We start from the raw sequence: 20,480 nt of genomic DNA, 5'->3' as shown, positions 1-20,480 counted from the left end.
ATTAATTTGTAATAATTTATTATTTAATTTTCTGTAATTCTACCACGCCGTAATGCAGCCAAATCCCAAAAACACCAGTTTTAGAAAGATAAGTTTCATCTTTATTAAATCTTACCACCGTGTTTGGTTCTGTCTGGCAAATGAAAAAATGACCACCGTCTATGCAGTTCATTTTCCCGCTTTTATGTAAATCAGTCCAACCGAATTCTTCATATGTATCTTCATCATTTTCCGGATCAAATAAAAATCGTTTGATAATTTTCGTTTCTTTAATTTGGGAGGTAAGCGTCCAACGAGCCAAATCAAATTCATCCTTAGCCGGAATCTCGTCTGGATCAGCATCTGCGGTTTTTACGATTACTAAAGTATCCACTTTCGTTACCTTGCCACCGTTTATCAGATGTACTTCATAACTTCCTGTCCATAAATCGTTTTGCAATTTTTGTTGTGCGTACAGGACGTTGCAACATAGAATTATTAAGATGAAAAATAACTTGTTCATTGGATTTATATTTTTTACGACTGCTTATTAGTTCTTATATAACATTTTTTTCATCCATTGAACTGATGCTGTAATTTTTTTATCTTTATTTAGATCTTCAAAATTATCACCGCCCATGATTTCTACATCAGGTTTCACATTTTCAATATAAATCTTTCCTGTTCTGTCAACAACATATCCTACAGCTAAATTTAATCCTGAGTTTACATCAACTTTGAAACCTTCATTAGTCGTTGTATATCCTGCAGAATCTTCACCGAACATTTTAGTCTTCTTTCTACCAACTAAACTTACGGCAGTCATTTCTCCCGAACTGGCAGTATATCCGCTGATCAAAATAGCTACAGGTAATTGTTTTGCAACAGGTATTTTCAATTTCCTTCTGTTTAAAACTTGATTGTTATCAACATATACATTCCCATTTTTCAAGATCCATTCTCCCTCTGACTTTTTATCTGATGCTACAAATCCACCTATTTTTTCATTATCACCAATCAGATCACTGATTCCTGCAATCATGGGATACATATTACCTCCGGTATTTAGTCTTAGATCGATAATCCAGCCTTTTATTTTACCCGAATTTATTTTATCGATTTCGTCAACGATATTCGCAGCTATACTATCCATTTTTTTTGTGCTAAAATCATTGTTCCCGGGAATTCTTATATAGCCAATATTTTTATTGATTAATATGGCCTGTACTTTTCCATACTTTTTTACAGCATTTTTTACAACTTCGTTATCTACTCTTCTTACATTTTTGATCCATCGATAATTTTTGTTTTTATAACTTAGCCACCCATGATGATCTTCTATTTTTTCAAATAAATAAGGATATACAGAAAGTGCAGCCGGAATATCATCAGCTCCTTTTGTCTTGTTATACACCTCTGTCTGTAAAGAATTCCAATCTATTTTATCTTTATTCAATGCATGGGTACGAATTAATACAAGCGTTTTATCTATGTATTGCTTTACACTATCATTTTTAAAGTGAGTCTGTTGTTGAGCATGGAATATACTCATGATACTAAAAATAGTAAAAAAGAGAAGTAGTTTTGTTTTCATAAGAAATTATATACGGAAAGTATTAAGTTTTTTTTGCAGATTATTATTTTACCTTTCTTACAATATTTTGCAATGTAAGAGCTATCTTTTCTATATCACCGCCGTCAGGATGAAAAATCCATAAAGAATTCTGATCTCTATTGTCAACAAACAAAATCCTTGTGTTTTCGGAACCAATTGTGAGACAATTCCCCAATTCTTCATAGCTTAGGTCTTGATTTTGTTGAAAATTTTCATCAACAAATTCCATCAATATATCTGTAAATCCTTTTAATTGATTAATGGTAAGATAAGATTTACCTTCTATATTTATTTTTTCACAGAGCTGATTTAGATTAAAAAGAATAAAATCTTCTTCATTTGGAAAAATTGAAATTTGAGGTTCAAATTTATCGCTGATCAAATATTCAAAATACGAAAGTGGGATTTCAACTTTAGCTTTGTTGAGAATAGTGATTAATTGTTTTGTTGTCTTTTCATTCTTTTTGACGATATTATTTGGATTAGAATATCCAAATTCATCTGATTTCCATTGTATTGTATCAAACTTAAATTCTCTTGAACAGTTTGGACAATGAATAATCATAAAAGTCATTTTCTTTTCTACCGCAGATTGTATAAAATTATAATCAAATTTACTAAGGTCTTGCGGATCAAAAATTTTCCCACAATCCCACGAATAAGGACAGATAATTTCTTTCATATTCTTTTCCATTTATAAACCTATTCAATAAAAATTTAATCTAATTTATTTGATTACCTGTATTTTTTTCTCAATATCCAAAGACTATATTTATAAACGGCGAATGTACAAAAAGAAAGCATAAAAAAAATCCTGTCAACAGATCAGGATTTTCTATTTTAATTTCTTTATTTCAAAAGGATTTTTAAAGATGAGTTCTTCATGTTTTCCCTTGATTTCCATTTTTCTTTGAAGTAAATTGAGTGCCATTTTTCGGATAAAAAGGTTTTTATCATTTAAATTCCAATAAGAATCTTCATGAACCTTTTTAGGTTTTCGGATCAGGTAAAATTCTGTTTCCCAAGTGTCAACGTTGTGATAAAATTCAATAATTCCGCAATGTTCAGGAATTACAGCATGTTCAATCATTCCCATCGGAAGCAAAAAACTGAACGCATTACAAACATAATCTCCACAGGAAATTTTATCGTGTTTTAGAAACTTCTCGCCCGTTTTTGTATTTAAATATGATTTTTTGAAGTCATTTTTAAAATCACTTTTTGAAAACTTGATCTCAATTTCATGACTAAAACCATCCGCATCAATGATCAACATATCTGCTTCCCAATCAGAATGAAAATGATTAGTCAGCACAATTTCTTTCTCAAAATCACAATGAGAATGGATGTAAGCATGAACAAGTTCTTCTATCTTCAGCATGAATTTTTAAATAAATGATAAATAATAATTGATAAATGATCGATTTAACTTCTACAACACTAATACCCTACAACACTATCGCTCTCCCACTCTAAAACCCACTAACTCACTAACAAACTGCATCCGCGGATATCAGAATGATCAATCCTTCCCAACACTTGAAATTTAGAATCCGGAAGTGTTTTTCCTAAATCCTGTGTTGCGATAAAAGCACACGAATGAATATTCGCCAGATCTATAATATTGATTGCTCCGGTTCTTCCTTCTTTTTCATAATTAAAAGGATCTTCGGCATTTCTTACCAAAATTCTCATCCAGTTTGGACATTGATACACATTTTCACCTAAAGAATACGCCTGAGAAAGAAGCTCCGTCATTGAATATTCTGAATAAATTTTATCAGTTTTAAAACCTTCTTGCAAAATTTTCAACAATTCATCCTTTGTCATTTCTTCTTTACGCCCTTTCATTCCACCGGTTTCTATAATTGTAAAATTGTTGGAATGTTGGAATGTTGAAGTGTTTGAGTTACAAAAATCCAGAAAATCTAAAAGTGCAAAAGAAACTCCGAAAAGAATGACTTTTTTATCTTTCAGAGTGTTTAGAAGCTCAAATAAATCTGAATGATTGTAAAGAAAATATCCGTTTTCAGGCTTGGCAGATTTCTTCATTAAATAATCTACCATATATATTAAGGAAGAATTTTGTTTTTCCAAATAGCTTGGAAGCAAGCCCAAAAAGATAAAATCTTCTGGCTTTCCGATGAATTGTTCAAAACTTTTGTAAATACTTTCCTGATATATATTTTCTTCTGCAATGAAATGTTTAGACAAATTCATCTGCGTCGTTCCCGAACTTTGAAAAAAGAGACCAGCTGTCATATTTTTGTCTAAAATCTGATGATTTTTGAACATCTCAATTGGCAGAAACGGAATTTTTGTCAGTTCTTTTACCTCATCTGGATTTATCTTTAAATAATCAACAAACTTTCCGTAGATCTCAATATTTTCATATTGATAACGAAACGTTTTCAATGCTGCATCCAAAAAATCCTGCTCTGACTGTATGCTGAATATGTTTTCCAATCTTTTATAAAATTTTTCACTTTCTTTCTATTGTTTCCATTTGAAAAAATAGAAAGCAAAGCATATTTCTTTTAATATTTTTTTAATCTTAAATTTAATTTTTGGTCAGATTCTTGCAAGCATCTATCCGGAATATGGATTAAAAACAGGATGAAATTTATTTTCGTCCGTTAATTACCTCTTTTAGGGGTAATTTTTTTTGTTCCGTCCGCAAAAGATTTTAATTCAAAATCTTTTTCAAAAACACCGTATGTAAAATACGAAATCCAGTCTCCAAGATTGATATATTTTGCTTTTTGCTCCAAATCTAACACCATCGGAAGATGACGGTGACCGTAAATGAAATAATCTATTTTCTGAGTTTTCAGCTTTTCCTTTGAATAAATAATTAAAAACTCTTTCTCTTCACCCAAAAATTCTTTGTCTTCGTCACCGGATATCATTTTATTCTTTTGTGACATGTACAAAGCGATTTTCATCGCAATATCTGGATGAAGCCATTTAAAAAACCATTGTGCAACAGGATTTGTAAAGACTTTTTTCATTCTTTTATATCCTTTATCACCAGGTCCCAAACCATCTCCGTGAGCCAATAAAAACTGCTTACCGCCCATTTCGAAATATTGCTTTTTATAGAAAACGGTACAGCCAATTTCTTCTTCGAGATAATCTTTCATCCAAAGATCATGATTACCCACAAAAAAATAAATGTGAATTCCGCGATCTTTTAATTCTGCAATTTTACCTAAAACACGCACATATCCTTTGGGAATTACATGTTTCCATTCATGCCAAAAATCAAAAAGGTCACCCATTAAAAATAAAACCTGAGCATCTTCTTTTATTTCGTCCATCCAACGGATAAATTTCTCTTCACGCACTTTGCTCTCCTTGGGATTAGGAGCTCCAAAATGCTGATCTGAAGCAAAATACACTTTTTTACCAGGTTCTAAATTGATAATCGTTTTTAACACCGATTGAGTTTTTTGTTGAATATATTATTGATTATCTTCTGCAAACCACTCTCCGTAAGAGTTTTCGGTTTCGTGAAGTTTAAGATAAGCGAGAGAAATTCCTTCCGGAAGTTTTGACTTAATTTTTGCAGCAATCGCATACAACATATTTTCGCATGTTGGCTGGAAGTTGCAATAAATCACTTTATGTCCCTGACTTTCAAGACTCTCTCCCAATTGTCTGTGAGGAGATAATCCGTTGATCAAAACTGCATGATCCCAAACATCAACGATTTCAGGTTTTACAATACTTTTAATATCACCAAAATCAACTACCATTCCATTTTTAGGGTTCTCCAAATCATTTACAGGCTTTCCTTTCACCGTTACAAACAGCTTATAAGAATGTCCATGCATATTTTTACATTTTCCATCGTAGTTATACAGCACGTGGGCTGTTTCGAATGTGAAAATCTTTGTAATACGTATCATGGTGCAAAGATAAGGAATTTGGTTTGAGTTTTGGTTTTGTTATGCATACTTCAAAAAGGATTATATTGTATAATCAAATAAAATATTACTTAACTTTGATCATAGAATTAGAATTAAGAAAATGGAAAATACTATAGATCTAAAAAAAAGAATACATGAATTTATAGATCATGCCGATGAAAGGATTCTCCGCATTATTAACGCTATTATTACAACGGAAGAAAATACCGATGAAGAACTTACGCCCGAACATAAAATAATTCTGGATAAACGAATCGAAGATCACAAAGAAAATCCAACCTCCGGTAAATCTTGGGATGATGTAAAAAATTCATTAAAAAACAAGTATGAATTATAAATTAATTATCAAACCTGAAGCCGAAAATGATTTAGACGAAGCAATAGAATGGTATAAGGAACAGAATGAAAATCTTCCTGAACAATTATTAAATGAAGTTGAAACAGGTCTTAATAAAATTCAAAAATACCCTGAACATTATCAAAAAAGATATAAAGAAATTAGAATTACTTTTACTAAAAAGTTCCCTTACGGAATTTACTATACTTTAGAGAATGAAATAATTTTTGTTCATGCTATTTTACACAATAAGCAAAATCCTAAAAGCGTTAGTAAAAGGAAAAAATAAAACTTCTTAAATCTTCTCCAGCCAATCATTCCCCAAACGCTTTATTTTCTGCGTTTCCACATCAATCAAAATCCATAAGGTCAGTGAATCTACAACAAGCTGATCATTACAATAAAACTCAACTTTTCTGGGTTGTTTTGCCCCTTCAGGAACTTTAGGATATGTTTTTACTGTAATAGTATCACCCAAATAAACTTGCTTTTTGTACTGAATATGATGATCCAAAAGCATCCAGATATCTTCCGGATATTCTGTTTTGTGTTTTACAAAATCTCAATGTTCGCCTGCAACTTCTTCAACCCAATGCACATACTGAACATTATTCACATGGTTATTCTGATCAATATGCTCTTCTGTGACTTTTATTTCTTTTTGATAAATTAAACTCATTATTTTTTACTGCTTCATTAATACTCAAATATAAGGACTTTAAATTTTTAATTAAATTCAAATCAAAAAAACCTTCCCAAAGTTGAGAAGGTTTACATCAAAAAATTTTAATTAAATATGGAAAAATGATTTAGTGAAATTGTGCCGTTTCCGTAGAATCTTTCATCGCAACGGTTGCCGAAGAACCACTTGTTACCACATTCTGTACTTCGTCAAAATATCCGGTTCCAACAAATGATTGGTGTTTCACCGCTCTGAAACCTTTTTTCTGCAACGCAAATTCACGTTCCTGAAGTTCAGAATATCCAGCCATTCCTTTTTCTTTGTACGCTAAAGCCAATTCAAACATCGCTGTATTCAAAGCATGGAAACCTGCCAATGTAATAAACTGGAATTTATAACCCATTTTTGCCAATTCTTCCCTGAAATTCAACATTTCATCCACAGAAAGTCTTGCTGCCCAATTGAAAGAAGGCGAACAATTATAAGCCAACATTTTTCCGGGGAATTTGGCATGAATTCCTTCTGCAAATTTTCTTGCTTGTTCCAAATCGGGATTTGAAGTTTCCATCCAGATCAAATCTGCGTAAGGAGCGTAGGACAAACCACGATCAATTCCCTGTTCTACTCCATTTTTAACGACATAAAAACCCTCGGAAGTTCTTTCTCCTGTTACAAATTTTTTATCTCTATCGTCAATATCTGAAGTTAATAAATCTGCTGCATCAGCGTCTGTTCGGGCAATAATTAAACTTGGAACACCCAAAACATCAGCTGCCAAACGTGCTGCAATCAATTTATTAATCGCTTCCTGAGTCGGAACCAATACTTTTCCTCCCAAATGGCCACATTTTTTAGCCGAAGACAATTGATCTTCAAAATGTACGGCGGCGGCACCCGCTTCAATCATTTGTTTCATTAATTCGTATGCATTCAGATTTCCGCCAAAACCAGCTTCTGCATCGGCAATAATCGGAACTAAATATTCTTTATCTCCTCCTCCATTTACAGATTGGATTTGGTCTGCTCTCAATAAAGCATTATTAATTTTCTTCACCACAGAAGGGACTGAATTCGCAGGATACAGAGATTGATCAGGATACATTTCTCCTGATAAATTGGCATCTGCAGCAACCTGCCAGCCTGAAAGATAGATAGCTTCCAACCCTGCATCAACTTCCTGAACGGCTTGATTTCCTGTTAAAGCTCCCAATCCTGCAACGAAATCCTGATTATTCAATTTATCCCAGAATTTCTTTGACATTTCTGTTGCAATTGTATAATCTAGCTTGTAAGAACCTCTTAATTTCAGCACTTTTTCAGCGGTGTAAGGTCTTTTTACTCCGTTCCAACGTGGATTTGTCAGCCAGTCTTTTTCTATTTCCTGAATTTCTTCTTGTCTTGTTTTCATAATAATATTTTTTTTGTTTTTTGTTGCTTGTTGTTGGTTGTTGGTTGATAGTTTAAACTCTTAAACACTAAAACCCTCTCACCCTCCTACTCTATAACTCTCCCACTCCAATAAAAGGGTAAGCTTTCAGGGTTAAAAATTCTTCAAAGTTTTCAGAAAAAATCAATTCATTGAAAAGTTCTTTTGCGAGATTGAATTTTCCGTTTTTGAAACGTTCTTCACCGACATATTTTTCAATAATTTCCATTTCTTCCAGTTCCCATTGAAGAATCATCGTTCGGGTTAATGTTCTGCCATCAATTAAAACTGCTTCATTTTTCAGCCATTGCCAAATTTGCGTTCTTGAAATTTCTGCCGTTGCTGCGTCTTCCATTAAATTATAAATCGCAGCAGCACCGATTCCCATTAACCAACTTTCGATATAGAGAATTCCAACGTTTATATTTTTTCGGATTCCTTTTTCAGTTATTTCACCTTTTGGAATTTCCAATAAATCACTTTCTTTGATCTGATAATCAAATTTTTTCTCAATCTGATTTTCTGAAGGCATATATTGATCAAAAATCTTTTTTGCAACAGAAACCAAAGCCGGATGCGCTACCCAAGTTCCATCGTGACCGTTTTTTACTTCACGTTTTTTATCATTTCTTACTTTTTCGAAAGCTAAACTGTTGGCTTCATAATTATCTTTAATTGGAATTTGAGCTGCCATTCCACCGATAGCGTGAACATTTCTTTTGTGACAAATTTCAATCACCCTTTTCGAATAAGCGCTCATAAAAGGCGATGTCATGGTCACCTGATCTCTGTCGGGAACAATAAATTCGGGTAGATTTCTGAACTTTTTAATGAAAGAAAAAATATAGTCCCAACGTCCGCAATTCAGACCTGAGCTGTGTTCTTTTAATTCAAATAAAATTTCATCAATTTGAAAAGAAGCGGTAATCGTTTCAATCAAAACCGTTGCTTTGATGGTTCCTTTTGGAATTTCCAGATAATTTTGAGCAAAAACAAAAACTTCATTCCACCAACGGGCTTCTTTGTAATGCTCTAATTTGGGAAGGTAAAAGTAAGCTCCACTTCCGTTTTCCAGTAATTGGTTTATATTTCTGAAAAAGTAGATTCCAAAATCAATTAACGACGCGGAAGTTTCTTCTTCATTAATTTCAATATGCTTTTCATTTAAATGCAGACCTCTTGGACGAACTAAAAGAACCGCAGTTTTTTCATTAAGCTGATACAATTTTCCATGCTCACTTGTGAAATCAATTTCTCGGTTAACTGCATCAGAAAGATTGATTTGCCCTTGCATACAATTACTCCAAGTCGGGGAATTGCTGTCTTCAAAATCCGCCATAAAAGTTGACGCATCCGAATTCAAAGCATTGATGATCATTTTTCGGTCAACAGGTCCTGTGATTTCAACTCTGCGATCTAATAAATCATTTGGAAGTTGAGCACAAACCCAATTTCCATTTCGGATTTCTTCGGTTTCCTTTAAAAATTTAGGAAGATTTCCTTTATCAAATTCCTGCTGAGTTTTTTTCCTTTCTTCTAAAAGCTGTAATCGTTTAGGATTAAAATTTTGATGAAGTTCTACCAAGAAATCTACTAATTCCGAAGTAAAAAGTTCTTCAAACTGATTTTGTGATTTTATTTTTAATTGAGTCTTAGTTTCCATAACCTATTGATTTTGTGATTCGACATTACAAACATAAATAAAAATATTTAATATTTAGCGAACGTTCGCTAAATATTTTAAAAAATTATTATGCGAATAATCGCTTCTATTATTTATATTTGAATAATGAATTCTGACAGCGACTTTATCAAAACGGTTTTCGGACTAAAACTGAAACAGCAAAGACAAAAGAAAAATTGGTCTTTGCAGGATCTTGCCCTAAAAACAGGTTTGTCAAAATCTTACCTAAACGAAATTGAAAATGGTAAAAAATACCCGAAACATGATAAGATCATTCAACTTTCAGAATCATTAGGTTGTACTTTTGATGATCTGGTTTCAACAAAACTGGATAAAAGTTTAGCGCCTTTTAATGAAATTCTACAATCGGATTTTTTTAAAGAAGTTCCGCTAGAGCTTTTTGGAATTAATAAGAATAATTTAATCAGTATTATCAGTGATGCGCCTAAAAAAGTAACTGCTTTTATTAATGCATTGATTGAAATCTCGCAGAATTATAATTTAGGAAAAGAACGTTTTTATTTTGCTGTTCTACGATCTTTTCAGGAATTGTATGACAATTATTTCCCTGAAATAGAGGAAAAAGTCATACATTTTGCCGAAGAAAATCAATTGGAAATCAGTAAAAATGTAAAAGCTGAAGTCTTGGAAAATATTTTGATTGAAAAATTTAATTATACCATTCAATCTGATAATTTTGAAACCTTTGGAGCTTTAGATAATCTGCGCTCGCTCTTTATTCCCGAGAAAAAATTACTGTTGCTGAATATCAAACTTGAAAAAGATCAGAAGACTTTTATTTTAGCGAAAGAAATTGGTTTCAATGTTTTAGAATTAAAAAATCGACCAAATACTTATTCATGGCTGGATTTTGGAAGTTTTGAAGAAATTCTCAATAATTTCTACGCTTCTTATTTTGCAGGAGCTTTATTGATTTCAAAAGAACAAATCATTGAAAATACTTCCAATTTTTTCCTGCAAAACAATTGGGAACCAACCAATTTTGAAAATCTTATTGAAAATTTCACCAATTCGCCCGAAACTTTTTATTACCGATTAACGAATGTTCTTTCTTCGGAATTGGGAATTAAAGATCTCTTTTATTTATGTTTAGTTAAAAAGAAAAATTCAGATAAAATTCAGATTTTAAAAGAATTACACCTTAATCATCAACAAGCTCCACACGCAAACGCTACGAATGAGCATTATTGCAGAAGATGGATTGCTGTGAAAAACTTAGCTCATTTAAAGGAAAATGAGACATTGACTGATGCCCAAATTTCACATTATAAAGATCAAGGCGTGAGTTATCTCGTGATTTCTACATCACAAAAAAACCCTTTCTCTGACGGGAGTAACAGAAGTTATTGCCTTGGAATTTTATTGAATTCTCAGACAATCAAGAAGATTAATTTCATCAAATCTCCCACTTTAAAAACTATCAATGTTGGAGTGACTTGTGAATCTTGCAGTATCGCAGATTGTGAAGTAAGACAAGCTCAACCTGTTAGATTAGAGAAAGAATATTTCAATCTTGAGATGAAAAATGCTATTGAAAAAATAAGAAAAGAACTCTTGTAATAATTTAATAAAATTCTAGACGGTTTATTTTCAACTATAATTCTTGATTTTTAGCTTTTAAATTTTAGTTAAAAATTATATTCAACATAATTAAATTTGCATAATCGATTAATCTACAATTAATTATTAAAAAATATTGATATTTTACTCAATAAAAAGCGTTTTAGTTTATTTTTTATTGAATCGATAAAAAATAAGCGTAATAAATAACAAATAAGTAAATTAAATTAATTTTTTCGATAAAATTCACTTTCAAATGAATTGATTTTCATTAATTTGTAAAAAAAATATTGATTGAAAGATATATTTCTTGATCTGTTATTTCCAAACCGCTGTTTAGATTGTAATAAAATTATTGAGAATAATTTGATCGTTTGTAATATCTGTTTTGAAAAAATTCAGTTTACGCATTTTGATTATTTTGAGGAAAATACACTTAAAGAAATATGTAAAACACTTTTTCCTGTAGAAAATGCTTATGCTTTGATGCAGTTTGAGAAAGAAAGTTTAAGCCGGAAAATTATACATGAATTAAAGTATAAAAACAGAGAGATAACAGGTAAAATATTAGCCGATTGGATAACGGAACGTGTAGACTTCAAAAACGAAAAACCAGATCTGATCGTCAGCATTCCACTTCATAAAAAGAAACTTAAAGAACGCGGATACAATCAGTTGCATTTGTTTGCTGAGACATTATCTGAATTCTATAATATTGCTTTTGATCATGAAGTGATTTTGAGAAATTCTTATTCAAAAGCACAGGCTTTAAAAGATAAAACAAACCGTCTGAGTACAGAAAATATATTTTCGCTCAATAAAAATATCTCAGAAAAACATATTCTTTTGGTTGATGATGTTTTTACGACCGGAAATACAATTGCCACAGTAGCATGGGAAATTCTGAAAGCAGGAAATAACAAAGTTAGTGTCCTGGTAATGGCAATAGATAAGTAATAATTTAAATTAAAAATCAGATAATGAAAAAACTTTACACACTTTCAATTTTTTTAGGGATAATTATTAATGCCCAAGTAGGGATAAAAATAGATAACCCAACACGAACTTTAGATGTAAACGGAACTACAAGAATGCGAGTTGTTTCCGATAAATCAGCAGATACAAATTACACTCAAGTTTTAACGACAGATGCGAGCGGAAATGTGGATTATGTTCCTAAAAGCAGTCTAAACCAACAATATGTGCAGTTATTTAATCTTAAAACTCTGCCTTCTGTTTTAAACAATAGCAACACAACAGCGTCTACAATTTCTACACAATCAATCACACTAGCAAAAACAGCATTGGTAATGATCAATTTCTCTGTGCCTATTGATCTTACAACAGCTCCTTCAGACGGCAGAGCACGAATATTAAGAACACATTTACTTGTAGATGGCAGCACGGCTGTTAGGGCAAGTAATATCTATTCTAATGCTACATCTACAGGAACAAACCTTTCAGGATATTTTTACAATACAGGCTCTTATTCTATTGAACTGGCAGCGGGAACCCATTCTATATCGATTGAAGGTTATTGCTTTGACAATGCATCATGCACACAAGGAGGAAGTATGCCCGGAACAAGTTTTCAGGCAGTTGCTTTATACAATAACTTTTAACACAAGTATCTTTATAAATATCTTTCAAAGCACAGTTAACAATTGTTACTGTGCTTATCTTATTTTAATTATTGAATAAATATTTCTGTTATCTCAAATGTTTTTTATAATTTCAGGTAAACTATTAATTATGAAAAATTTACTTTTATTACATGGAGCTTTGGGGCACAGCAGCATGTTTAATCCTTATTTAGAAGAACTTTCAAAGTATTTTAATATTTATACGCCGTTATTTTCCGGCCACGGAAATACTTCTTTGCCTGAAGATGGAATTACTATTGAAAAATATATTCAAGAATTATCTGAATATTGTGAGACAGAAAATTTAGATGATATTTATATTTTCGGGCACAGCATGGGAGGTTATGTTGCGCTTTGTTATGCTTTTGAAAATCCAAAAAAAGTAAATTCAATCATTACTTTGGGAACTAAATTTGACTGGACGGAAGAACAGGCTTTAAAGGAAAGTAAATTATTAAATCCAGATGTTATTCTTGAAAAAATCCCGAAATATGCGGAACAATTGGAAATTCAGCATGGCGCTCAATGGAAACAATTACTTCCGGATAATGCCAAAATGATGGTTTCTTTAGGTAAAAATCCGCCGCTGAAAGATAAAGTTTTAACTAAAATTGAAACTCCGGTTCAGATTATGATTGGTGATAAAGATAATATGGTAAGTTTTGAAGAAAGCATTGAAGTTTACAAAAAAATCCCAAACGCAAAATTGGCCGTACTTCCAGATACAAAACATCCTCTGGACAAAGTACGACCAATATTATTATTTGATCTAATGAAAGATTTCTGGAAACTTTCTTAGATTATCTCTGAAGTTTTTCTCCATAGCTTAAATCTCCTGCATCTCCCAATCCTGGGCTTATGTAGCCTTTTGATGTTAAATTTTCATCAATGGCTCCTACCCAAATTTTTGCTTCCGGATAAGCTTTTTCGATAGTTTCAACACCTTGTCTTGAAGCAATTGCTGCAACAATATGAAGTTGAGTCGGCTTTCCGTGTGTTAGTAAATCTTTGATCGCTTCTATTAAAGATGCTCCTGTTGCTAACATTGGATCTCCAACGATTAGAGGTCTGCCTTCGATGCTCGGACACGTTAAATAATCCTGTTTGATTGAAAAATAATCGTTCGCGTCGTGTTTTCTGTAGGCAGCTACAAATCCGCAGTCTGCTCTGTCGAAATAGTTTAAAATCCCTTCAAACAAAGGCACTCCGGCTCTCAGAATCGTTGTAATAACGGGCTGAACAGCAATTTCTTTAACCTTAATTGTATCTAAAGGCGTCTGAATTTCAATTTCTTTTGTTTCCAACCCTTTACTGATCTCAAAAGCAGCAATTTCTCCGATGCGCTCCATATTTCTACGGAACCTCATTCGGTCTTGCTGAATATCAACATTACGAAGTTCATTAATCCAAGAATTAATTAACGAAAATTGTTCTGACAACACAATTGTACTCATTATTCTGAAAAAGCTTTTATTTAAAAATTATTAAATTTAATATGAATAAAATCCCTCTTAGAATAATCTAAAAGGGATATATTTTTTATTTCTGTCTGAAATACACTTCGATTGGAACTCCGGTAAACCCGAATTCTTTTCTCAATTGGTTTTCAGCAAATCTCTTATATGGTTCTTTCACGTACTGCGGTAAGTTACAGAAGAATACAAACTGCGGTGACGGCGTAGGAAGCTGAACGCAATATTTAATCTTAATAAATTTACCTTTGTTTGCAGGCGGTGGAGTACGTTCGAAGATGGGAAGCATGATTTCATTTAATTTTGAAGTCTTGATCTTCTTCTTACGGTCTTCATAAACCAACATTGCCATTTCTACAGCTTTCAGAATTCTCTGTTTTGTTAACGCTGAAACAAAAAGAATTGGAATATCGCTGAACTGACCGATTTTATCTTTAATTGACTGTTCAAAATCACGTACTGTATTGGTGTGCTTATCTTCAACAAGATCCCATTTGTTAACAACAATTACGATTCCTTTTCTGTTTTTCTGTGCTAAACCGAAGATGTTCATATCCTGAGATTCCCACCCTAAAGTAGCATCAACCATGATAATTACAACGTCTGAATATTCAATAGAACGGATAGATCTCATTACAGAATAGAATTCTAAATCTTCATTTACCTTAGATTTCCTTCTCATTCCGGCAGTATCAACCAATACAAACTCGTGTCCGAATTTATTATAAAGCGTTTGAATACTGTCTCTTGTAGTTCCTGCAACATCAGTTACGATATTTCTATCGGCATCCAATAAAGCGTTTGTTAAGGTAGATTTTCCAACATTCGGACGACCTGCAATGGTAATTTTAGGTAGACCTTCGAATGGATCTTTATAATCTGTAGTCGGGAAATCTCTAACAATATCATCTAAAACTTCTCCTGTTCCAGAACCTGTTGCAGAAGATAAAGTATAGTATTTGTCAATTCCTAATTGGTAGAATTCTGTAGCATCAATTTCTTCTTTAGCTGAATCTACTTTGTTAATAACAATATAAACCGGCTTATTTGCTCTTCTTAAAAGTTCGTGAATTTCGTAATCTGTATCAGTAAGACCTTCTTCTACATTCATCATAAAAATGATAGACGTAGCTTCATCAATAGCCAACTGAACCTGTTTTGAGATTTCCTCCTGGAAAACATCGTCATTGTTCACATCATATCCACCTGTATCAATAACGGTGAAATCTACTCCGTTCCAGTCTGATTTTCCGTAGTGACGGTCTCTTGTAACACCAGCGGTAGAATCTACAATAGCTTCTCTTCTTTCCAGTAAACGGTTGAATAATGTGGATTTTCCTACATTGGGACGCCCAACGATAGCAACAATATTTGACATAAAAAATGTTTAATAATCCTTCATAATAAAGGACAAGTTATTAATGAGTTACTCCAACTTTTGGAGCTCAATTTTTTGCAAAGATAGCGCTTTATTATTTAGTAATGAAAAACCTCTCAAAATGAGAGGTTTAAATTTATCTTCCTATAACAATCCAGCCTGAGCCATCACTTTGTATCTGATATCTTTGTCCGCCAGAAATTGAAGTAATCCCTGCATTAGTAACATCATCATAAATTCCTGTTCCTGCAACAACAGAAATTGGTTTTGATGCAATACCATTACTTCCGATTAAAATATAAACTCTTCCCTTACAAGTACTTGCATCGGGAAGAACAATTCCTGTGTTTCCACCATAAATTCTTACAGTAAAATGAGTATCATTAAGTGTTAAACTTCCTGAATTTGGTGTATCATAGGGTTCTGACGAAGTCCCTGATTTAATTTTAATCCATTTGTCTAAATCTCCATTAAAATAATAATACCCAGTAGAAGTAACATCTAAAGTCTGCCCGCTTGGAGAAGAATCTGCAGTTGTAACATATACCAAAGCACCTGTTTGTAAAGAAGTATAACTTTTAGCTTTTAATAAATCTCCGGAAATTCTTGGAGCGATAATTCCATCTAATTTTGTATTGTTTGAAGCATCTCCAACTACATCGAAAGTAGCGTGTGGAGCATCAGTATTAACCCCAACCTGGGCATTAGTAAAAGTAAATGCGCCTACCAAAAGTAAGGCAGGAAATAATTTTTTAGTCATTTAAGTTTGTTTTTTCTGCAACAAATATAGGTTTTATTTTAATAATCAACTACGTTGAATCATAAATTACGCTATAATCAACAAAAAAAGACAGCCAAAACGACTGTCTCAATAAATATTATGTTAAGTATGAAATTTAGTTCAGATCAAATCTATCCAAATTCATTATTTTAGTCCATGTTGCAACGAAGTCTCTGACAAATTTTTCCTGAGCATCTGCACTTGCATATACTTCTGCCAAAGCTCTCAATTCAGAATTTGAACCGAAGACCAAATCTGCACGACTAGCTGTCCATTTTGGCTGACCAGTTGATCGATCAGTTCCCATATACAATTCATTATCTTCCGAAATGGCTTTCCATTGTGTTCTCATATCTAAAAGATTAACAAAGAAATCATTGGTTAAAACTCCGGGACGTTGAGTGAATACTCCATTCTTGGAGCCGTCGAAATTGGTATCCAAAGCACGCATTCCCCCGATTAAAACGGTTAATTCAGGAGCTGTAAGTGTTAATAACTGAGCTTTATCAATTAATAAAGATTCTGTAGAAACCGTATATTTTTTCTTTAAATAATTTCTGAAACCGTCTGCTGCAGGTTCCAAATATCCCATTGATTCAACATCCGTCTGCTCTTGTGAAGCATCCATACGACCTGGAGCAAAAGGAACAGTAATATTTTGTCCTGCATCTCTTGCTGCTTTTTCTACCGCTGTACTTCCCGCCAAAACAATTAAATCTGCTAAAGAAATCTTTTTATTTCCGCCTTGAGTATCATTAAATTCTTTTTGAATATTTTCTAACACATTCAAAACTTTTTGTAACTGAGTCGGGTTATTTACAGCCCAATCTTTTTGTGGAGCCAAACGAATTCTTGCCCCGTTTGCACCGCCACGTTTATCACTTCCTCTGAAAGTTGATGCAGAAGCCCAAGCTGTAGAAACTAATTCAGAAACACTTAATCCTGAATTTAAAATTTTATTTTTCAGAGATTCAATATCAGAATCATTAACCAATTCATGATTCACTTCAGGAATTGGATCTTGCCAGATCAATTCTTCAGCTGGAACATCAGACCCTAAATAACGAACTTTTGGTCCCATATCTCTGTGCGTCAATTTAAACCAAGCACGAGAAAAAGCATCTGCAAAAGCATCAGGATTTTCAAAAAAGTTTCTTGATATTTTTTCATAAACAGGATCAAATCTTAGTGAAAGATCTGTTGTAAGCATTGTTGATCTGTGCTTTTTAGTAGAATCAAAGGCATCAGGAATAATTTTCTCTCCGTCTTTTGCTACCCACTGATGAGCTCCTGCCGGACTTTTCGTTAATTCCCATTCGTTTTCAAATAGATTTTTAAAGAAAAGGTTGCTCCATTCTGTTGGTTTTTCAGTCCATGTAACTTCTAATCCACTTGAAATCGCATCTGTACCTTTTCCTGATTTGTAAGAACTGTTCCAACCAAAACCTTGTGATTCAATTCCTGCAGCTTCAGGTTCTTTTCCAACATGATCAGCCGGTCCGGCACCGTGAGTTTTCCCGAAAGTATGTCCACCTGCAATTAATGCAACGGTTTCTTCATCATTCATCGCCATTCTTCCAAAAGTATCGCGAATATCTTTTGCTGCTAAAATTGGATCAGGATTTCCGTCCGGTCCTTCTGGATTTACATAAATAAGTCCCATTTGTACCGCAGCCAAAGGCTTTTCAAGATTTCTGGAGTGAATAATCTCCGAATCATCTTCCGCAGGAAGAACACCATGACCTTCAACCCCCGGAGAACCGTGAGCATAACGAAGATCTCCGCCTAGCCAAGTTTTTTCTGTTCCCCAATACACATCCTGATCCGGTTCCCAAACATCTTCACGACCTCCCGCGAATCCGAATGTTTTGAATCCCATTGATTCTAAGGCAATATTTCCTGTAAGAATTAAAAGGTCTGCCCAAGAAATCTTTTTACCATATTTTTGTTTGATTGGCCAAAGCAATCTTCTCGCCTTATCCAAACTTACGTTATCCGGCCAACTGTTCAAAGGGGCAAAACGCTGTTGTCCAGCTCCAGCTCCTCCTCTTCCGTCGCCTACACGATATGTTCCGGCACTATGCCAAGCCATACGGATAAATAAGGGTCCATAATGACCAAAATCGGCAGGCCACCAATCTTGGGAATCTGTCATTAATGCATGAAGATCTTTTTTAACACTCTCAAGATCGAGACTTTTAAAAGCTTCAGCATAATCGAAATTTTCTTCCATAGGATTTGACAAAGACGAATGTTGTCTCAGAATATCAACTCTAAGATGGTCAGGCCACCAATCTTTGTTATTGGTTCCACCTCCGGCAACATTTTCTTTTTTCATTGTTCCATTATGGAATGGACATTTGCTGATGTCATTTAAATCTTTTTCCATTGTAGTTTAATTTTTTATGTTGATTTATACAGTTTTAATACCTCGTCTATTAATCTTTATACAAACTTACAACGCTTAAATAATAAATACAATCTATCAATAAAATTTTTACAGTAGTTAAAAACTATAATAATTTATTAATTATGGATTATCTCTCAATAGATGTATAAAAGATATAATAATGCATTTAAGTTAATAAAATTAGCTTAAACTTAAATAAAAATCAATAATTAAAGTTCATATTTAGAATAATTCAATGTATAGTTGACAATTAAATATTATTCATATTCTTTATAATTAAAATTTTAATAACTTTATCTATTAAGAAACATGAATTTCAGCGTATGAAAAAAGTAATTGTAGTTCTTCTTGTAGCATTTATTATCATTCAGTTTTTTCCGATTGATAAGACAAACCCGCCACCAACTCCAGGAATGGATTTTTTAAGAATAAAAAAAACACCACCTCAGATTGCAAATATAATTAGTACTTCTTGTTATGACTGTCATTCCAATGAATCAAAATATCCTTGGTATTCTGATATTGCGCCATCTTCATGGTTGTTGAAAAATCATATTAATGAAGGAAGAAAGCATTTAAATTTCTCTACCTTTGCTACATACGAACCTAAAAGACAAGCTCATAAGCTGGAAGAATGCATTGAAATGATTGAAAAAGAAGAAATGCCTTTAGATTCGTACTATCTTGGTCATCAGGATGCTAAATTAACTACAGAACAAAGACAGGAATTAATTAAATACTTTAAAAAAGTAAAAGAGGAAACCGAACAAGCAATGGTATTTTAAAAATAAATCATGGACGAAAATTGGCAAAATAAACATATTGTATTTTTTGACGGAGAATGTGGAGTCTGCAATTTCTGGGTACAATGGATTTTAGAAAGAGATAAAAAAGATCAATTTATGTTTGCTTCACTGCAATCAGATTTTGGGCAAAACTTTTTGTCCGAAAGAAGTCTTGAAACTAAGGTATTCAATACCATGTATCTTTGGAAGCCAAGTCAATATTATTTAATTAAATCTAAAGCCATTTTACAAATTGCATCATTATTGGGTGGAATTTATAAACTCTCAGGAATTGGAAAAATATTCCCTACATTTCTAAGTGATAGTGTTTATGATATTATTTCCAGAAACAGAATGAAATTGGCTAACCAAAAATGCTATCTACCTACGCCACATCAGAGAGGGAAATTTATTGAGGTTTAAAAAATAATTTTCTATCCTTATAATATTTGAATATAGAATGTTTTTCTAATATTCTATATTTCTTTTACATTAAAAATTTACATACTAAAAATCAAATTATTTTTCTTCTTTCATCAATAGGAGCAGGTTTTAACCCGTTCTCATTATTGAATTTATGGAAATTGGCTTCAGCCAAAACTTAAATATACATCTAGCTTCTAGCTTCTATCAAAAATACTGCTCAATGATTTTTTATTACCCATTACTTATTATTCATGTATTTGGGGTATGTGCATAAAAAAAGTCTCATACAAATGAATGTATGAGACTTTTAAATAAAAACTGGCGGCGACCTACTCTCCCGCTTTCGCAG

General features: G+C 32.8%; 23 protein-coding genes. 8 read left to right on the top strand and 15 right to left on the bottom strand.

Translation table 11 applies throughout. The features are described from left to right. Positions 1 to 19: 19 nt before the first annotated feature. From SB689_RS10930 to SB689_RS10900, 7 genes are all read right to left on the bottom strand, one after another. Positions 20 to 502 (bottom strand): phosphate ABC transporter permease, encoded by a 483-nt coding sequence (locus tag SB689_RS10930; RefSeq protein WP_410692168.1) that lies wholly within the window; start codon positions 500 to 502, stop codon positions 20 to 22. Between the two features lie 27 nt (positions 503 to 529). Continuing rightward, positions 530 to 1,573 (bottom strand): S41 family peptidase, encoded by a 1,044-nt coding sequence (locus tag SB689_RS10925; protein ID WP_410692167.1) that lies wholly within the window; start codon positions 1,571 to 1,573, stop codon positions 530 to 532. 43 nt (positions 1,574 to 1,616) lie between these two features. Then, the gene (locus tag SB689_RS10920; RefSeq protein WP_410692166.1) at positions 1,617 to 2,288 is read right to left on the bottom strand and encodes a hypothetical protein; all 672 of its coding nucleotides are present in this window, start codon (positions 2,286 to 2,288) and stop codon (positions 1,617 to 1,619) included. A gap of 141 nt (positions 2,289 to 2,429) precedes the next feature. Then, the gene (locus tag SB689_RS10915) at positions 2,430 to 2,975 is read right to left on the bottom strand and encodes a hypothetical protein (RefSeq protein WP_410692164.1); all 546 of its coding nucleotides are present in this window, start codon (positions 2,973 to 2,975) and stop codon (positions 2,430 to 2,432) included. Between the two features lie 101 nt (positions 2,976 to 3,076). Then, entirely contained in the window at positions 3,077 to 4,060 is a 984-nt protein-coding gene (locus SB689_RS10910) for an acyl transferase (protein WP_410692162.1), read from the bottom strand. Between the two features lie 170 nt (positions 4,061 to 4,230). After that, positions 4,231 to 5,034, bottom strand: a complete 804-nt coding sequence (locus SB689_RS10905) for a UDP-2,3-diacylglucosamine diphosphatase (RefSeq protein WP_410692161.1) — start codon at positions 5,032 to 5,034, stop codon at positions 4,231 to 4,233. 24 nt (positions 5,035 to 5,058) lie between these two features. Next, positions 5,059 to 5,505, bottom strand: coding sequence for a 6-pyruvoyl trahydropterin synthase family protein (locus SB689_RS10900; protein WP_410692159.1), 447 nt, complete (start codon positions 5,503 to 5,505; stop codon positions 5,059 to 5,061). 121 nt (positions 5,506 to 5,626) lie between these two features. On the opposite strand from SB689_RS10900, the gene SB689_RS10895 reads away from it, so the two are divergent. Both SB689_RS10895 and SB689_RS10890 read left to right on the top strand, forming a co-directional pair. Then, the gene (locus tag SB689_RS10895) at positions 5,627 to 5,863 is read left to right on the top strand and encodes an addiction module protein (RefSeq protein ID WP_410692158.1); all 237 of its coding nucleotides are present in this window, start codon (positions 5,627 to 5,629) and stop codon (positions 5,861 to 5,863) included. Further along, the gene (locus SB689_RS10890; RefSeq protein WP_410692156.1) at positions 5,853 to 6,152 is read left to right on the top strand and encodes a type II toxin-antitoxin system RelE/ParE family toxin; all 300 of its coding nucleotides are present in this window, start codon (positions 5,853 to 5,855) and stop codon (positions 6,150 to 6,152) included. The genes SB689_RS10895 and SB689_RS10890 overlap by 11 nt, the downstream gene beginning before the upstream one ends. A 6-nt stretch (positions 6,153 to 6,158) precedes the next feature. On the opposite strand, the gene SB689_RS10885 is transcribed toward SB689_RS10890, so the two are convergent. The 4 genes from SB689_RS10885 to aceB all read right to left on the bottom strand — a co-directional run bounded on the left by SB689_RS10885 (position 6,159) and on the right by aceB (position 9,634). Continuing rightward, complete coding sequence (locus SB689_RS10885) at positions 6,159 to 6,383, bottom strand: acyl-CoA thioesterase (protein WP_410692155.1); 225 nt, start codon at positions 6,381 to 6,383, stop codon at positions 6,159 to 6,161. A 42-nt stretch (positions 6,384 to 6,425) separates the two neighbouring features. Beyond that, positions 6,426 to 6,542: a hypothetical protein gene (locus tag SB689_RS10880; protein WP_410692154.1), complete on the bottom strand. Its 117-nt coding sequence runs from the start codon at positions 6,540 to 6,542 to the stop codon at positions 6,426 to 6,428. A gap of 130 nt (positions 6,543 to 6,672) precedes the next feature. Beyond that, positions 6,673 to 7,953 (bottom strand): isocitrate lyase, encoded by a 1,281-nt coding sequence (gene aceA / locus SB689_RS10875; protein ID WP_410692153.1) that lies wholly within the window; start codon positions 7,951 to 7,953, stop codon positions 6,673 to 6,675. A 91-nt stretch (positions 7,954 to 8,044) separates the two neighbouring features. Beyond that, positions 8,045 to 9,634, bottom strand: a complete 1,590-nt coding sequence (gene aceB / locus SB689_RS10870) for a malate synthase A (RefSeq protein ID WP_410692152.1) — start codon at positions 9,632 to 9,634, stop codon at positions 8,045 to 8,047. A 126-nt stretch (positions 9,635 to 9,760) separates the two neighbouring features. Between aceB and SB689_RS10865 the strand changes: the two genes are divergently transcribed. From SB689_RS10865 to SB689_RS10850, 4 genes are all read left to right on the top strand, one after another. After that, positions 9,761 to 11,236 (top strand): helix-turn-helix domain-containing protein, encoded by a 1,476-nt coding sequence (locus tag SB689_RS10865; protein WP_410692151.1) that lies wholly within the window; start codon positions 9,761 to 9,763, stop codon positions 11,234 to 11,236. A gap of 294 nt (positions 11,237 to 11,530) precedes the next feature. Beyond that, complete coding sequence (locus SB689_RS10860; RefSeq protein ID WP_410692150.1) at positions 11,531 to 12,193, top strand: ComF family protein; 663 nt, start codon at positions 11,531 to 11,533, stop codon at positions 12,191 to 12,193. Positions 12,194 to 12,216: 23 nt separating this feature from the next. Further along, positions 12,217 to 12,858: a hypothetical protein gene (locus SB689_RS10855; protein ID WP_410692148.1), complete on the top strand. Its 642-nt coding sequence runs from the start codon at positions 12,217 to 12,219 to the stop codon at positions 12,856 to 12,858. A 130-nt stretch (positions 12,859 to 12,988) separates the two neighbouring features. Next, on the top strand, positions 12,989 to 13,678 hold the full coding sequence (locus tag SB689_RS10850) for an alpha/beta fold hydrolase (RefSeq protein ID WP_410692147.1): 690 nt from the start codon (positions 12,989 to 12,991) through the stop codon (positions 13,676 to 13,678). Position 13,679: 1 nt separating this feature from the next. Here SB689_RS10850 and upp read toward each other — a convergent pair whose 3' ends face one another. From upp to katG, 4 genes are all read right to left on the bottom strand, one after another. Then, positions 13,680 to 14,333, bottom strand: coding sequence for a uracil phosphoribosyltransferase (gene upp / locus SB689_RS10845; RefSeq protein ID WP_066755273.1), 654 nt, complete (start codon positions 14,331 to 14,333; stop codon positions 13,680 to 13,682). Positions 14,334 to 14,418: 85 nt separating this feature from the next. Beyond that, on the bottom strand, positions 14,419 to 15,729 hold the full coding sequence (gene der, locus SB689_RS10840) for a ribosome biogenesis GTPase Der (RefSeq protein WP_410692146.1): 1,311 nt from the start codon (positions 15,727 to 15,729) through the stop codon (positions 14,419 to 14,421). A gap of 136 nt (positions 15,730 to 15,865) precedes the next feature. Further along, on the bottom strand, positions 15,866 to 16,489 hold the full coding sequence (locus SB689_RS10835; RefSeq protein ID WP_410692145.1) for a hypothetical protein: 624 nt from the start codon (positions 16,487 to 16,489) through the stop codon (positions 15,866 to 15,868). A 136-nt stretch (positions 16,490 to 16,625) separates the two neighbouring features. Next, positions 16,626 to 18,899, bottom strand: coding sequence for a catalase/peroxidase HPI (gene katG / locus SB689_RS10830; RefSeq protein WP_410692144.1), 2,274 nt, complete (start codon positions 18,897 to 18,899; stop codon positions 16,626 to 16,628). 344 nt (positions 18,900 to 19,243) lie between these two features. Here katG and SB689_RS10825 point away from each other — a divergent pair, with 344 nt between their 5' ends. Next, positions 19,244 to 19,705 carry a heme-binding domain-containing protein gene (locus SB689_RS10825; protein WP_410692143.1) on the top strand — a complete coding sequence of 154 codons (462 nt, stop codon included), beginning with the start codon at positions 19,244 to 19,246 and terminating at the stop codon, positions 19,703 to 19,705. 9 nt (positions 19,706 to 19,714) lie between these two features. Next, positions 19,715 to 20,128: a thiol-disulfide oxidoreductase DCC family protein gene (locus SB689_RS10820; RefSeq protein WP_410692142.1), complete on the top strand. Its 414-nt coding sequence runs from the start codon at positions 19,715 to 19,717 to the stop codon at positions 20,126 to 20,128. Positions 20,129 to 20,480 lie beyond the last annotated feature (352 nt).

This window comes from Chryseobacterium sp. SIMBA_038, assembly GCF_046535115.1.
Classification (GTDB): Bacteria; Bacteroidota; Bacteroidia; order Flavobacteriales; family Weeksellaceae; genus Chryseobacterium.
This window is presented reverse-complemented; position numbering and strand designations above follow the sequence as displayed.

What these genes read in the sequence shown, in the direction of transcription:
- SB689_RS10930 (WP_410692168.1), bottom strand. Translation starts at nt 502, where the DNA reads ATGAACAAGTTATTTTTCATCTTAATAATTCTATGTTGCAACGTCCTG.
- SB689_RS10925 (WP_410692167.1), bottom strand. Translation starts at nt 1,573, where the DNA reads ATGAAAACAAAACTACTTCTCTTTTTTACTATTTTTAGTATCATGAGT.
- SB689_RS10920 (WP_410692166.1), bottom strand. Translation starts at nt 2,288, where the DNA reads ATGGAAAAGAATATGAAAGAAATTATCTGTCCTTATTCGTGGGATTGT.
- SB689_RS10915 (WP_410692164.1), bottom strand. Translation starts at nt 2,975, where the DNA reads ATGCTGAAGATAGAAGAACTTGTTCATGCTTACATCCATTCTCATTGT.
- SB689_RS10900 (WP_410692159.1), bottom strand. Translation starts at nt 5,505, where the DNA reads ATGATACGTATTACAAAGATTTTCACATTCGAAACAGCCCACGTGCTG.
- SB689_RS10895 (WP_410692158.1), top strand. Translation starts at nt 5,627, where the DNA reads ATGGAAAATACTATAGATCTAAAAAAAAGAATACATGAATTTATAGAT.
- SB689_RS10890 (WP_410692156.1), top strand. Translation starts at nt 5,853, where the DNA reads ATGAATTATAAATTAATTATCAAACCTGAAGCCGAAAATGATTTAGAC.
- SB689_RS10885 (WP_410692155.1), bottom strand. Translation starts at nt 6,383, where the DNA reads ATGCTTTTGGATCATCATATTCAGTACAAAAAGCAAGTTTATTTGGGT.
- SB689_RS10880 (WP_410692154.1), bottom strand. Translation starts at nt 6,542, where the DNA reads ATGAGTTTAATTTATCAAAAAGAAATAAAAGTCACAGAAGAGCATATT.
- aceA (WP_410692153.1), bottom strand. Translation starts at nt 7,953, where the DNA reads ATGAAAACAAGACAAGAAGAAATTCAGGAAATAGAAAAAGACTGGCTG.
- aceB (WP_410692152.1), bottom strand. Translation starts at nt 9,634, where the DNA reads ATGGAAACTAAGACTCAATTAAAAATAAAATCACAAAATCAGTTTGAA.
- SB689_RS10865 (WP_410692151.1), top strand. Translation starts at nt 9,761, where the DNA reads ATGAATTCTGACAGCGACTTTATCAAAACGGTTTTCGGACTAAAACTG.
- SB689_RS10855 (WP_410692148.1), top strand. Translation starts at nt 12,217, where the DNA reads ATGAAAAAACTTTACACACTTTCAATTTTTTTAGGGATAATTATTAAT.
- SB689_RS10850 (WP_410692147.1), top strand. Translation starts at nt 12,989, where the DNA reads ATGAAAAATTTACTTTTATTACATGGAGCTTTGGGGCACAGCAGCATG.
- upp (WP_066755273.1), bottom strand. Translation starts at nt 14,333, where the DNA reads ATGAGTACAATTGTGTTGTCAGAACAATTTTCGTTAATTAATTCTTGG.
- der (WP_410692146.1), bottom strand. Translation starts at nt 15,729, where the DNA reads ATGTCAAATATTGTTGCTATCGTTGGGCGTCCCAATGTAGGAAAATCC.
- SB689_RS10835 (WP_410692145.1), bottom strand. Translation starts at nt 16,489, where the DNA reads ATGACTAAAAAATTATTTCCTGCCTTACTTTTGGTAGGCGCATTTACT.
- katG (WP_410692144.1), bottom strand. Translation starts at nt 18,899, where the DNA reads ATGGAAAAAGATTTAAATGACATCAGCAAATGTCCATTCCATAATGGA.
- SB689_RS10825 (WP_410692143.1), top strand. Translation starts at nt 19,244, where the DNA reads ATGAAAAAAGTAATTGTAGTTCTTCTTGTAGCATTTATTATCATTCAG.
- SB689_RS10820 (WP_410692142.1), top strand. Translation starts at nt 19,715, where the DNA reads ATGGACGAAAATTGGCAAAATAAACATATTGTATTTTTTGACGGAGAA.